10 protein-coding genes are annotated in these 12,559 nt (G+C 75.9%); 1 reads left to right on the top strand and 9 read right to left on the bottom strand.

Annotation, left to right across the window (positions count from 1 at the left end; all coding sequences use genetic code 11):
* Nucleotides 1-12 precede the first annotated feature (12 nt).
* The 3 genes from AC07B0_RS21265 to AC07B0_RS21255 all read right to left on the bottom strand — a co-directional run bounded on the left by AC07B0_RS21265 (nucleotide 13) and on the right by AC07B0_RS21255 (nucleotide 3,138).
* Nucleotides 13-339: a hypothetical protein gene (locus tag AC07B0_RS21265; RefSeq protein WP_478865387.1), complete on the bottom strand. Its 327-nt coding sequence runs from the start codon at nucleotides 337-339 to the stop codon at nucleotides 13-15.
* A gap of 23 nt (nucleotides 340-362) precedes the next feature.
* On the bottom strand, nucleotides 363-1,640 hold the full coding sequence (locus AC07B0_RS21260; RefSeq protein WP_478898765.1) for an NAD(P)-binding domain-containing protein: 1,278 nt from the start codon (nucleotides 1,638-1,640) through the stop codon (nucleotides 363-365).
* 73 nt (nucleotides 1,641-1,713) lie between these two features.
* Entirely contained in the window at nucleotides 1,714-3,138 is a 1,425-nt protein-coding gene (locus AC07B0_RS21255; RefSeq protein WP_478898713.1) for a carboxylate--amine ligase, read from the bottom strand.
* 294 nt (nucleotides 3,139-3,432) lie between these two features.
* Between AC07B0_RS21255 and AC07B0_RS21250 the strand changes: the two genes are divergently transcribed.
* Nucleotides 3,433-5,091 carry a glycoside hydrolase family 26 protein gene (locus AC07B0_RS21250; protein ID WP_478898712.1) on the top strand — a complete coding sequence of 553 codons (1,659 nt, stop codon included), beginning with the start codon at nucleotides 3,433-3,435 and terminating at the stop codon, nucleotides 5,089-5,091.
* 41 nt (nucleotides 5,092-5,132) lie between these two features.
* Here the strand turns inward: AC07B0_RS21250 and AC07B0_RS21245 are convergent, their stop codons facing one another.
* From AC07B0_RS21245 to AC07B0_RS21220, 6 genes are all read right to left on the bottom strand, one after another.
* The gene (locus tag AC07B0_RS21245; protein WP_469382229.1) at nucleotides 5,133-6,275 is read right to left on the bottom strand and encodes a GNAT family N-acetyltransferase; all 1,143 of its coding nucleotides are present in this window, start codon (nucleotides 6,273-6,275) and stop codon (nucleotides 5,133-5,135) included.
* Nucleotides 6,272-6,979 carry a YveK family protein gene (locus tag AC07B0_RS21240; RefSeq protein ID WP_356872187.1) on the bottom strand — a complete coding sequence of 236 codons (708 nt, stop codon included), beginning with the start codon at nucleotides 6,977-6,979 and terminating at the stop codon, nucleotides 6,272-6,274. Before AC07B0_RS21240 ends, AC07B0_RS21245 begins: the two co-directional genes overlap by 4 nt.
* Nucleotides 6,980-7,055: 76 nt before the next feature.
* On the bottom strand, nucleotides 7,056-8,240 hold the full coding sequence (locus tag AC07B0_RS21235; protein ID WP_356872189.1) for a glycosyltransferase: 1,185 nt from the start codon (nucleotides 8,238-8,240) through the stop codon (nucleotides 7,056-7,058).
* Entirely contained in the window at nucleotides 8,237-9,013 is a 777-nt protein-coding gene (locus tag AC07B0_RS21230) for a polysaccharide deacetylase family protein (protein WP_356872191.1), read from the bottom strand. The genes AC07B0_RS21235 and AC07B0_RS21230 overlap by 4 nt, the downstream gene beginning before the upstream one ends.
* Complete coding sequence (gene murJ, locus AC07B0_RS21225) at nucleotides 9,003-10,772, bottom strand: murein biosynthesis integral membrane protein MurJ (protein WP_478898764.1); 1,770 nt, start codon at nucleotides 10,770-10,772, stop codon at nucleotides 9,003-9,005. Before murJ ends, AC07B0_RS21230 begins: the two co-directional genes overlap by 11 nt.
* Before the next feature lie 422 nt (nucleotides 10,773-11,194).
* Entirely contained in the window at nucleotides 11,195-12,559 is a 1,365-nt protein-coding gene (locus tag AC07B0_RS21220) for an O-antigen ligase family protein (RefSeq protein WP_356872193.1), read from the bottom strand.

The raw sequence follows: 12,559 nt of genomic DNA, 5'->3' as shown, positions 1-12,559 counted from the left end.
GAGACACACCACCTAACGGCCGGGCCAGCACGGCTGGGAGATCAGCCGCTCCCATTCCTCGTCAGGATGCCCCGGAAGGGTGCGTCCGGCCTCCCGCCACCGCTTGACGAGGGAGAGGTAGATCGCGCACGGGTCCCCGGCCGGAAAGGCTCCGGATCCGCGGGGCTGCGGCTGGGGCGCGGCGGCCGTGGACCCGTACGCCGGAGCCCCGTAGGCCGGTGCCCCGTACGCCGGGGCCCCGTAGGGGCCGGGCGCGGCCGTCCTGGCCGGGGGCTGTTCGCCGCGGCTGGCGGGGATGCGCACCCAGCCACGGCCGCCCTGTGCTCGCTCCGCTCCCATCGCGGACCCCTCTCAGGTGGATCTCAGCGCAGATACGTCTTCGGATGACCGGCGGCCGCCCGGTCGGACCGGGCGCCGCCCGTGGAGCCCGGCAGCGGACCCCGGGCGCCGAGGCGCCTGCGGACTCCTTTCACCAGTCTCCCCGCCGTGAACCCCGCACCGTGCACGAATCGCATGGAAGGGCCGAATGAGGGAGCCGTCAGCAGTCCCGCGAAGAACAGTCCGGGCCAGGAGGACTCGAAGCCGGCGCTCAGCTCCGGCGTCCCGCCGTCCGCCACGGTCTCCAGCGCGGCCCGCAGCCGGGCGTCGAGGAGCTCCAGCCGCCGCAGGTCCGGCGCGAACCCGGTCGCCGCGATGACGTGCGCCGCGTCCAGTACGACGGACTCCCCCGCGGCGGTGGTCAGACCGAGCCGGGTCCGCCCGCCGACCGCCGCGGCCGCCCGCTGCAACCGGTGTCCCAGCAGCGCCGGCACCCGCCGCTCGAAGCGCTCCCGCAGCCACCAGGCCCCGGCGGGCCCGAGCGCCGTGGCCGCGATCCGCTCCCGCGTCGGCGCGGGCAGCCGCCGCACCGCCCAGGGCAGCTCCGACCACACCCAGCTGCGCCAGCCCGTGCCGAGTCCGCTGTGCGGTTCGCGCAGGGCCCGCAGCAGCGGCCGCTCCAGCGGCTGCGGGACGGTGTTCCAGTTCAGCCGGGCGCGCCGGGCCACCAGGCACGGCCGGGCGCCCGCCTCCGCGAGCAGCGCGGCCGTCTCCAGGGCGGCCTGCCCGGCCCCGAGCACGGCCACGTCGAGGCCGGCGAAGCGTGCCAGGTCGCGGTGGTCGCTGCTGTGCGACACGTGCCCGGGCGGCAGCGCCCGCAGGATCTCGGGGTACCGGGTGAAGGGCATCACCCCGACCGCTACGGCCACCGTCCGGGCCAGCAGCGGGGGCCCCTCGGCGGTGCGGATCAGGAAGCCCTCCCCCTGCGGGGTGACCTCGGTGACGGTCACCTCCTCCACCTCGGGCGCGGCCTGCCGGGCGAACCAGAGCCCGTACGCGCTGAAGGTGCCGATCGGCAGCGGGCCGCCGTGCTCGGCCGTCACGCCGAGCCCGGCGCAGTAGTCGGCCAGGGTGTGGCGCCCGCCGGGCGCGGAGAGGTTGGAGGACCAGGGCTCCGACTTGAGGAACATCCCCTCGGGCATGTGGTCCCGCCAGGACGCCATGGGCCGCCCCAGCACGCGCACCCCGAGCCCGGCCGCGGCCGCGTGCGCGGCGATCGACAGCCCGTACGGTCCCGCGCCGACCACCACGAGGTCGTCCACCCGCGTCACGGCCCCTCCTCCGATCCGATCGTCACCAACCCGGCCCGGCCCCCCGTGGGGGCGGACCCTCCCCTCACCGGGTCACCAGCTCGTCCGGCTCCGCCGAGGTCTCGGGCGGGGCCGGCCGGGACGTGCCGGACGCCGGGGGCTGCGCCCGCTGCCGGGGGGCCCGGACGGCGGCGCGGGCCGTACGCCGGCCCTGGGCCGGGACGCCCCGCAGGGCGCGGGCGCCCTTGCCGATCCCGCGTCCCAGGAAGGCGCCGAGCATCGCCAGGAACGGCCCGAGGTCGTCGGCGGCGAACCAGGCCGCCTCTGTCCGCCCCCGCTCCCCCTTCGGCGCCACCCGCACCGGCCCGCGCCGCGCGGCCCCGCCGACGGGAGCCCGTACGGGAGCCCGCCGCCCGGCGCCTTCGGCCGGCCCGGCCGGGGTGCCGGCCCCGGGGTCCGCCACCGGGGCCTGCGCCGCCGCCTCCGGACGCCGCCCGCCCGGCAGCAGCGGCGCCTCCGCGGCCCCGACGGCCGCCCCGGAGCCGCCGACACCGCCGGAATCCCTGCCTCCGCGCCGTCGCGGCAGCGACCGCCCCCGTACGGCCGCGAGCAGCGCGTAGTTCTCCGCGACGAAGACCCGGCCCGGGCCGCCGACGGGCTCCGGTACCCGCTGGCCCGTCAGGTCCAGGTACATCGCCTGGACCACGTCGAGCCCGGAGTCGTCCGTGAAGAGCCTGAACTGTGCGCCGGGGCGCGGGTTGAAGTCCACGAGCCGGAAGCAGCCCCCCTCGTCCCGCCGGAAGTCGAGGTCGAGGATGCCCTGGTAGCCGAGCCGGTCCGCGAGCCGCAGCCCCGCCTCCTCGACGGCCGGGTCCGGCAGCCAGCGGCCCACCGCCGTCAGCCCCGTGCGCACCGGCCACGACAGCTCCTTGCGGCCCGACCCCGCGATGAGCGGGTGCCCGCCCCGGGCGAAGGCGCCGTGGAAGAACCAGTCGGTGTCCGGTCCGGCCGGCAGGAACCGCTGGAGCAGCAGCCGGCTCCCCGCCTCCGCCGACCGCTCGTACAGCCCCCGCGCCTCGGCGGTGGTGTGCACGAGCGTGGTGCTGCGCAGCCCGGCGCCCGCGGGCAGCAGCCACGGCCGGCTCCACTTCGCCACCACCGGCAGGCCGAGCCGCCAGGTGGCCTCCGCCGCCTCGGCCCCGCTCGCCGGGATCACGGTCTCCGGGTGCGGGACGTCCCAGCGCGCGCACAGCCGCGACAGTTCGGCCTTGTCGGCCACCCGGGCGGGCAGGCCGTCGGGCTGATGGGGGATCCGGAAACGGTCCGTCAGCACCGGGGCCAGCCGTGACACCGCGATGGCGCTCAGGTCGTCCATGGCGACGAGCACGGCGGGCCTGCCGATCCGCTCCGACACCCCGGCGAGGCATTCCAGCAACGCGTCCGGCGCCTCGGGGTCGACGCCCCCGTCCGGACCGGGATGCGTGGCGCGCAGGTAACGCGAACGCCCCATGGGACCTCCCCCGGCCTCGACGACTGCATGGACCTCCACGCCCTTGCGCCCCAGGGATCTGACGGCGCCGAGGGTTCCGTGGTGGAACGGATTCCGATCGAGTCTGAGCAGAACTGCGGGCACATGGTTGGCGAACGCGTGCATGGAAACGGTGTCTTTCACCTAGTCGGACCAAGCGGGATGGATGCGCACCTGCGAATGGCCTACGCAGCGGCCACCGGACAGGCCATTCGTCAGATGTGATGCCTAACGTCTTTGGTAAGCACACCGGTTCAGGAAAGCTCGGGAGACGCCATGCCCAGACCACGCCGCCGACTGGCGAGCACCTGCATCGGTACGGTCACGGCCGGACTGCTCGCCACCGGAGCCGCCCTGGCGGCACCTGACGAGGAGTCGGCCAAGGGCTCCGACATCGCGATGGGCGCCTATCTCGACTACGGGCCCCCGGGAGTGGCCAGGATCCCGTTCCTGTCGCGCTGGCTGGGCGGCAAGGAGATCCGGGTCGGTCACACCTATCTGCCCGGTGACGTGTGGGCGGGCATCGAGGGCAACGTGAGCTTCCTGGACGACTGGGCCGACTGGCGCAAGGCCGAGGACGACCGGATGTTCGTGCTGAACGTGCCCATGCAGGCGCGCAACGAGAGCCGGGTGCCCGACTCCCAGGTGGCCCGGCTGATCCGGGCGGGCGCGGCCGGCGAGTACGACGGCCACTTCCGCAAGCTCGCCGAGCGGCTGGTGGCCCTGGGCGTACCGGACACGGTCATCGTCCTCGGCTGGGAGATGAACGGCACCACCTACACGCACCGCTGCGGACCCGACCCGGAGAACTGGAAGGCGTACTGGCAGCGCGTCGTCAAGACGATGCGCGCCGTGCCCGGGCAGGAGTTCAAGTTCGACTTCGCCCCCAACCGGGGCACGGACGCGATCGGCTGGACCAAGTGCTACCCGGGCGACGACTGGGTCGACGTCATCGGGATGGACTCGTACGACCAGGGTCCCGGCCGGAACTTCGACGAGCAGATCACCCAGCCCTACGGGCTCCAGCAGCACGTCGACTTCGCGAAAGCACACGGCAAGGAGATCTCGTACCCGGAGTGGGGCCTGTTCCGCAACGGGGACAACCCGGAGTACGTGCGGCGCATGCTGAAGTGGATCGAGCAGCACAAGCCGCTCTACCACACCATCACCGACTACTGCCCGCACGGCGTGTGGCAGTGCAAGGCGAACCCGGAGTCCTCCCGGGTGTTCCGCGAGGCACTGACCCCCGAAGTGCCGGGCCCGGTGATCCCGACGCCGGTGGTCCCGACCCCGGTGGTCCCGACCCCGGTCGTACCCACCCCGCAGGTGCCCACGCCCCAGGTCCCGACCCCCGAGGTCCCGACCCCGGCCGTACCCACCCCCGCCGTGCCCTCGCCCGCCGTACCCGCGCCGGAAGTCCCGACTCCGGTCCCGAGCCCCGACGTCCCGAGCCCGGCGGTCCCGAGCCCGGCGGTCCCGAGTCCGGTCCCGGGCCCCGTGGAGCCGTCGCCCGTCGACCCCGCTCCCGTGGAGCCGAGCCCCGCGGTCCCGAGCCCGGCGGTCCCGAGCCCCGTGGACCCCGGCCCCGTCGTGCCCAGCCCCGTCGTTCCCGGCCCCGTCGTGCCGAAGCCGGACGTCTCCGTCCCGCCGGTGCTGCCCCCGGTCCCCTCCCCGGAGGTCCCGTCCCCGGACGTCTCGGTGCCGCCCGTGCTCCCGCCGGTGCCGTCCCCCGAGGTCTCCGTGCCCGTGCCCGTACCCTCGCCGCTGACGCCCACTCCGCAGCCGCCCCAGCCCCAGCCGCCGAGGCCGCCCGTCAACAGCAGCCAGTGGTGCGTGCCGCTCAACTTCGGCGAGTGGCTGTCCAAGCTGGTCGGCGGCCAGGCGGTCTGCATCAAGCTGGACTGGGGTAAGGACAACGGCTTCTGGCCCTTCTAGCCCCCGCCCCCGTCCCCCGCGCGGCGAGCGCACCGGCACGGTCACCGGACCCGGAGTTCGTTGATCCGTGCCCGCCAGTCCCGCGCGGCCGGCAGGGCCTCCCGCAGCGCGTCCACCGCCCGCTCGCGCCCCGTCACCTGCGACTCGTGCAGCCGCAGCAGGGGGGCGAGCGCGGCCGTGGCCATCAGGAGCCGCTGGTTGACCACCGTCTCGGGGCGCCAGTGGTTCTTGTACGGCTCGCTGCCGCGCAGGAAGCTCACCACGGACCGGCCCTCGGCGAGGGCCCGGCCGGTCTCGTAGCGCAGCAGCAGCGTCGCCACGTCGACCTTCCGCTCGCGCAGGTCCGGATCGGCCCCGTACAGGTAGCCGCCGCTCAGCCCGGCGGACAGCAGCGTGACGTTCGCCGCCACCACCTTCCCGTCCAGCCGGAACTCGGTCAGCCGGCCTTCCCCGGTCCGCACCATGCGCCGCGTGGCCCGGGTCAGGTGCTCGGCGAACCGCGGCTTCACGTGCTCGGGGGTCACCCCGCGGCCGCGCCACTGCTTCTCGTGCAGCCGCAGCAGGGTGCGTACGGCCTGCGGCACCTCCGGCTCGGTGACCTCGTGCTCCTCGATCCCGGCGGCGTCGGTCTTGCGGAGCTTCGCCCGCACCCGCTGGGCGCCGGAGGCCGGCATCCGCTTGACCAGTTCGTCGAAGGGCAGCGCCGGCAGCTCCATGCAGGTCGAGTCGGCGAGCTTGCTGCGCACCCCCGGCCACGCCTCGTACAGCGCCTCGGCGGCGGCCCCGGGCCGGACCTCGCGCAGGTCGACGACCGCGGCCCGGGCGGCCCGGTGCAGCCCGCGGGCCAGCGCCGGGACGACCTGCCCGGCGTGCCCGGCGGCCACGAGGACGTCCGAGTAGTCGGTGATCGGACCGCCGAGCGGCACCAGCCGCGGCAGCGGCCGGTGCACGAGCATCAGCGGGGCCGCCCCCACCAGTTCCTCGCCGCGCCGCACGAGCACGGTCCGCAGCCGGCCCTCCTTCCCGTACGACAGCCACCACGAGTGCAGCCAGGCGTGGCTCTGGAAGGGGGTGGCGGTGGGACAGTCCCGGAAGAGCCGGTTCCACGGCTCTTCCAGGGCGGCGAACTGCCGGGGGTCGCGGCACAGCGTCACCGACAGGGCCCCCGCGGAGCCCTCCTTCATCGCGCGGGCTCCTTCTCCTTGGTCTCGGTGTGCTCGCCCTGCGCGGGCAGGGAGGCGTACTCCTCCACGACCGGCTGCGTCTCCAGGCCCTCCTCGCCCCGGGCCCGCCGGGCGGGACGGGCGGGCCGGGCCAGCAGCCACAGGCCGCCCAGCAGACCGCCCGCGCACAGCCCGACGGCGCCACTGACCGGGGCGGACGGCGAGGCCGGGTCGGCGGGGGCGACGGCCTGGTTGAACAGCAGCAGCTGCACGCCGGTGTTCTTGGCGGCCTGGTTGCTGCTCAGCGACAGCGCGTCGGCGACGGCGTTGGCGATGTCGGCGGCCTCGCTCGGGCTCTTGGAGGTCCCGGTGATGGCGATCATCGGGGACTCGGGGGAGGTCTCCGCCCGCACCTGGGTCCGCAGCCGCGCGGCGTCGATGCCCGCGCGGGGCTGGGCGTAGGCGAGGGTGGAGCTGCTGGTGGCGATGCGGGCGTACGCCTGGGCGAAGCCGAGCGCGGTGGCCGGTTCGGTGGTGTCGTCCGGGACGGCGACGACGTAGCTGGTGGCGGCGTACTCGGGGGCCTTCAGCACCCCGTACGCCCCGCCGGCGGCCAGCCCGAGCAGGGCGCAGGCGGGCAACGGCCACCACGCGGGCGGCCGCAGGGTGCGGCGCTTCTTCTCCGAGCGGTGGTCGGACTTCTTCTGGTCGGCGGTGTCGGCCATGTGCGGTGCTCACTTCCTGGGTGGAGGGGAGTGCGACGGTCCCGGCCGTTCCCCTGGCCGGGGGTGTGGGGTCGGATCAGCCGTTGCCGGCGGGCGCGGAGCCCGGTACGGCGGTGGTGGCGGCGCCGGGGACGGGTGCCGCCAGGGCCAGGGCGTAGACGTCGAGCAGGCGGCTCGCGCTGCCGGCGATGTCGTAGCGGCGCACGACGGGCGGCGGCGGCAGCCGGCGCGCGCCCGCCTCCATGTGCCCGCGCAGGGCGGCGACCAGTTCCTCGGTGCCCGGGCCGATGCGCCGCGCGCCCGGGGCCTGGGTGGCGGGGAGGTCGTCGATGGCCGGGCAGGTGACGTGCAGGACCGGGAGTCCGGCGGCGAGCGCCTCGACCACGGCGAGCCCGAACGCCTCCTCCCGCGAGGGCGACACGAAGACGTCCATGGCGGCCAGCAGGGCGGGGATGCCGGGGGTGCGTCCGTCGGGGCTGTCGCCCAGCGGGTCCCGCTCCCCCAGCAGGTGGATCCGGCTCTGCGCGCCCAGTTCGGCGGCCAGCGTCCGCAGCGCGGCCCGCTCCGGCCCGTCCCCGGCCAGCAGCAGGTGCGCCCCGGGCAGTGCGGCGACGGCCCGTACGAGGACGTCGAACCGCTTTCCCGGCACCAGCCGGCCGACCCCGCCGACGACGAAGGCCCGTTCGGGCAGCCCGGTCCGGGCCCGGGTGGAGCGGCGTACACCGGCGTCGAAGCGGAAGCGGACGGCCTCGATGCCGTTCGGTACGACGTGGATCCGTGGCGCGGGCACCCCCCACCCCTCCAGCCGGGCCGCCACCGTGTCGGAGACGGCCACGGTGGCCGCGCCGAGCCGCTCGCTGGCCAGGTACAGGGCCCGTACCCCGGCGGACAGCGGCCGGCCCTCGATCTCGGCCTCGCCGAGGGAGTGTTCGGTGGCCACCGTGGCCCGCACGCCCGCGAGCCGGGCCGCGAGGCGCCCGTAGACGCAGGCCCGGTAGAGGTGGGTGTGGACCAGGTCGTAGCGGCCGCGCCGGATGAACTTCACCAGCCTCGGCAGCGCGCCGAGGTCGCGGTTGCCGCTCATCCCCAGGTGAACGACCCGGACCCCGTCGGCGCGCAGCCCCTCGGCGACCTGTCCGGGGTTGGTCAGCGTCAGCACGTCGCAGTGCATCGGCATGTGCCGCAGCAGCAGCCGCAGTTGCTGTTCGGCTCCGCCGACGCCGAGCCCGGTGATGATGTGGAGCGCCTTGACGGTGTTCACGGGAGCACCACCCGGCGCAGCTCGCGCAGCCGGTGGCGGAGCTGCTTGACGCGCAGCCGGGCGCCGCCGTCGGCCTGGCTGACGTGGGTGCGGGGCAGGGCGTGCGGGCCGGTGAGCCGCCCGGGGACGATGGCGCAGGCGTACGCGTAGCCGGCGGCCCGGGCCGCTTCGGCGACGCGGGCGTCGACGTGCCCGTACGGGTAGCAGAACCCGGCGGGGAGGGTGCCGGTCAGCTCGCGCAGCAGGTCGCGGCTGCCCCGGAGTTCCTGCTGGAGGACGTCGTCGGGGGCGGCGGTGAGGTCCTGGTGGAGCAGCCCGTGGGAGCCGATCTCCTGTCCGGCGGCGGCCGCTTCGCGGATGCCCTCGGCGGTGAGGAGGGCCTTGCGCGGGCCGAGCGGGTCCCACACGTTGTCCACGCCGAGCCGGCCCGGCAGTACGAACAGGGTGGCGGTGCAGTCGTAGCGGCGCAGCAGTGGCAGGGCCCGGGTCAGGAAGTCGGTGTACCCGTCGTCGAAGGTGAGGCCGACCAGTCCGCGCCCGCGCCCGGCGGCGCGGGCCCTCAGCAGCTCGCCCACGGACACCCCGCGCAGCCCGCGGGCGCGCAGCCACAGCAGCTGCGCTTCCAGGGCGGCGGGGGTGACGGTGATGCCGTACGGGTCCTCGGCGGGGTCGGTGAACTCGGCGACCGAGTGGTACATCAGGACCCACGGCGATGCGGTCCTGCGGGTGGGGCCCACCACGGCGGGGGGCGCCGTGTCGGTGTCAGCGGACATTGCGGAACCTCTGGGTGAGCTGGGAGGAGAGCTGGGAGAGCTGTGCGGGCAGGGCGGTGACCTCGAGGGCCCGTATGGCCATCCCGGTCGCCCCGAACATGGCCGGGACCAGCAGGCAGCCGAGTGCGGCGCTCAGCAGCGGGTCGGGGATCATCGGCCCGGCGAGCCAGCCGGTGCCGCACGCCGCGGCGGCCGCGACCGCGAGCCGGCCGATGCTGACGGCGACGCGGCGGAAGTGGATGGAGATGATCCGGGAGCCGAGTCCGGTGAGGAGCAGGGCGGCGGTGGTGGTGATCCCGGCGGCGTTGGCGGCGGCGATCCCGTAGGTGCCCCACCAGCCGACGGCGAGGGCTCCGGCGACGACGTTGACGAGCAGCCCGGCGCCCATCGCGAGCGCCGGGAACCAGGTGGGCCGGGCGGTCGAGAAGAAGGGCCGGGACAGGGCTCCGACGAGGCAGTGGCCGAGGAGTCCGAGGCCGTAGACCCGCATGACGGACGCGGTGGCGAGGGTGTCCTGGTGGGTGAAGGCGCCGCGTTCGAACAGGACCTGGATGATCTGCGGGGCGTAGCCGATGACGAGCGCGGTTCCCATGAGGACGGCGAGGGAGGCCAGGGCGAGGTCCTGTTCCACGCGGCGCCGGGCCTTCTCCCGTTCGCCGCCGGCCATGGCCTGGGCGACGACCGGGAAGGTGACGGTGCAGATCATCAGGGACAGCACCATCGGCATCTGCGCGACCTTCTGCGCGTAGTTGAGGTGCGAGATGGCGCCGGAGGGCAGGGAGGCGGCGAGGAACCGTTCGACGAGGACCTGGGACTGCCGGAACACCGCGAAGAAGATCACGGGCGCGATGACCCCGAAGGCGATGAGGGTGGGGCGGTCGCGGTCGCGCTGGCTGCGGGGTGCGGTCTTGGTCCGGCGCGGCCCGAAGCCCACGTTCCGGATGAACGCGGGCAGTTGGACGAGCACCATCAGCAGTCCGCCGACGGCGACCCCGGCGGCGGCGGCCCGCACCCCCCACAGGGCGTGCAGGGCGACCATGGTGCCGATGATCCCGACGTTGTACGAGACGTAGATCGCGGCGGGTGGCAGGAAGGAGCGGTGGGCGCGCAGGGCGGCGCTGAAGTACCCGGCGATGCCGAAGGAGATGACGGTGAGCGCGGTCAGCCGGGTGCATTCGACGGCCAGTCCGGGGTCGGGCAGGCCGGGGGCGAGCAGCCCGACGACGAGCGGCGCGGCCACGACGAGGACGGAGGCCACGGCCGCCAGGAGCACGACGAGGCGCGGCAGGGTCGCTCCGACGAGCAGCCGTACGGGGTCCTGGTCGCGGGCCTCCCTGCGGGTCAGGCCGGCCCGGCTGGCCGCGCGCCGGGCCAGGGCGTGGCTGAAGGCGGGCACCATGAGCAGGGCCATGGCGTCCTCGATGAGCAGCGTCGAGGCCATCTCGGGGACGGTCCAGGCGATCAGGAAGGCGTCGCTGTCGTGTCCGGCGCCGAAGAGGTGCGCGATGGTCTGGTCCCGTACGAGGCCGAAGACGGCCCCGGCGGCGGTGAGTCCGGCGGTGACCGCGGCGGCCTTGGCGAGGAACCGGCCGAGCGGGGCGGGCGCGGGCCCGCCGCCGGGTGTCCCGCCGCCGGGTGTCCCGCCGCCGGGTGTCCCGGGTCCGGACGGGCCCGGACCGGACGGACCGGGGCCGGGCGCGCCACCGCCGGGCGGGCCGGCGTCCGTGCCGCCGGTCCCGCCCCCGCTGCGCCGGGTCATCGCGGGCCGGGAGTCAGCGGCGCGTGCGGGGCCGGCGAGCACCGGCCTGCGGGGAACGGGACCGGCGGCGCGCAGGCGCGCGTCGGCCGGGCCGCCGCGCGGGTCCGCGGGAGCGCCCTGGCCCCGGACCCGGCCCGCCCCGGCGGGGCCGGTGCCGGGCGCGGCGGGATCCGGGGCGGGGGTGTCGCGCCCGCCCCGGGTGTCGGCGGGTCCGGCGAGCACGGGCCCGCGGGCCGGGCCGCCGCGCGGGGCTCCCGCCACGAACCCGGGGCCGGGCGGGGCCGGTCCGGGGTCCGGTTCCGGCCTGGCCGGAGCGTCGGGAGGTCCGGGCGGGGCGGGCGGCGCCGGGCGCGGCGGACGGCCCGAAGCCGCGGCGACTTCGGTCGCCGCGGCCGCGGGCCGCCGCCAGGGCGTCGTGTCCGTCACCGGGTGGCCGAACCCTCGGGGATCCGCCCGGCGGGGGTGTCCGCCCGGTCGCCCGGGGAGGGCAGCGCCCACCAGGCGGCGAGTCCGATGATCACTCCGGTCAGGACGGTGGAGGGGCCGCCGATGTCCGCGTAGAGGAAGTCGGTCAGCTGCCAGAAGAGGAGGCCGACCGCGACGAGCCCGCAGTCGCGGATCCGGCTGCCGGAGGCGCACCGGCGCAGGCCCGCGACGAGCAGAACGGCCCAGCCGCCCGCGAGCGCGGTGAGCCCGATCAGCCCCTGTTCGCTGAGGATCAGCAGGTACATGTTGTGCGGGGACAGCAGTGGCTGGCGGATGTACGCCTGCCCGGCGCCGGCGGTGTCGCTGCCGGAGGACAGTCCCAGCGAGGAGTGTCCGTCGCGGTGGGCGGGGAAGCCCTTGAGGCCCACGCCGGCGGCGGGCCGTTCGCGCCACATCGAACCGGCGGCCGCCCACATCGTGTAGCGGTCGGTCACCGACTGGTCGGGGGCGCTGGAGACCTGGGTGATCGAGGTCAGCCGCTCGGCCACCATCTCGGAGCCGACCCCGAGGCCGCCGACCAGCACGACTCCGGCGGCGGCCAGCGCCACCAGCACCTTCAACGCCCGCCGGATCCCGGCCAGCACCATCACCAGTACGGCCGCGCCGAGGGTGGCGATCCACGCGCCCCGGCTGAACGACAGCACCAGCGGCACCACGAGCACCAGCGCCGAGGCCCCGGCGATCCGCCGCACCCGCCTCGGGAGCCCGGGCGCGAGGGCGGCGGCGGTCGCGACGACCAGCCCGTAGGCGACCACCGTGGCCATGCCCATGACGTCACCGGGGCCGAAGGTGCCGACGGCGCGGACGTCCTCGCCCTGGTACGAGGCACCGGTGTGGGTCGCGTACTGCACGACCCCCACCGCGCCCTGCACCAGCGCGAGGACGACGAAGCAGCCGGCGGCGAGCCGGAACTCCCGCGCGTCGCGCACCAGCAGCACCACGGCCGCCGGGACCAGTACGAACACCTGGAGGTAGCGGACGAAGCCCGGCAGGGCCGCGTACGGGTCACCGGCGGTCACCGTCGCCACCGCCAGCCCCACCGCCGGGATGCCGAGGACGAGCACGCCCAGCGGGCTCAGCGCCCGCACCCGGCCGCGCAGGGCCTGCACCCCGCAGACGAGGGCGAGGAGCAGCGAGGCGGCGTCGGCGGGGCCGACCTTCCCGGAGGCGGTCGCGTCGCCGGCCGGGAGAGGGGCGAGGAGGAACAGCACGGTCGCGGCGAGCGGCAGCAGCGGCCAGTGCCGGCGCAGGGTGCCCGGCAGGCCGGGGACCCGGAGGGCGGCGGTTGCGGCGAGGCTCAT

The sequence above is a fragment of the Streptomyces sp. NPDC044704 genome (assembly GCF_056433525.1).
The sequence above is the reverse complement of the archived record's forward strand: the minus strand, read 5'-3'. Positions and strand labels throughout refer to the sequence as shown.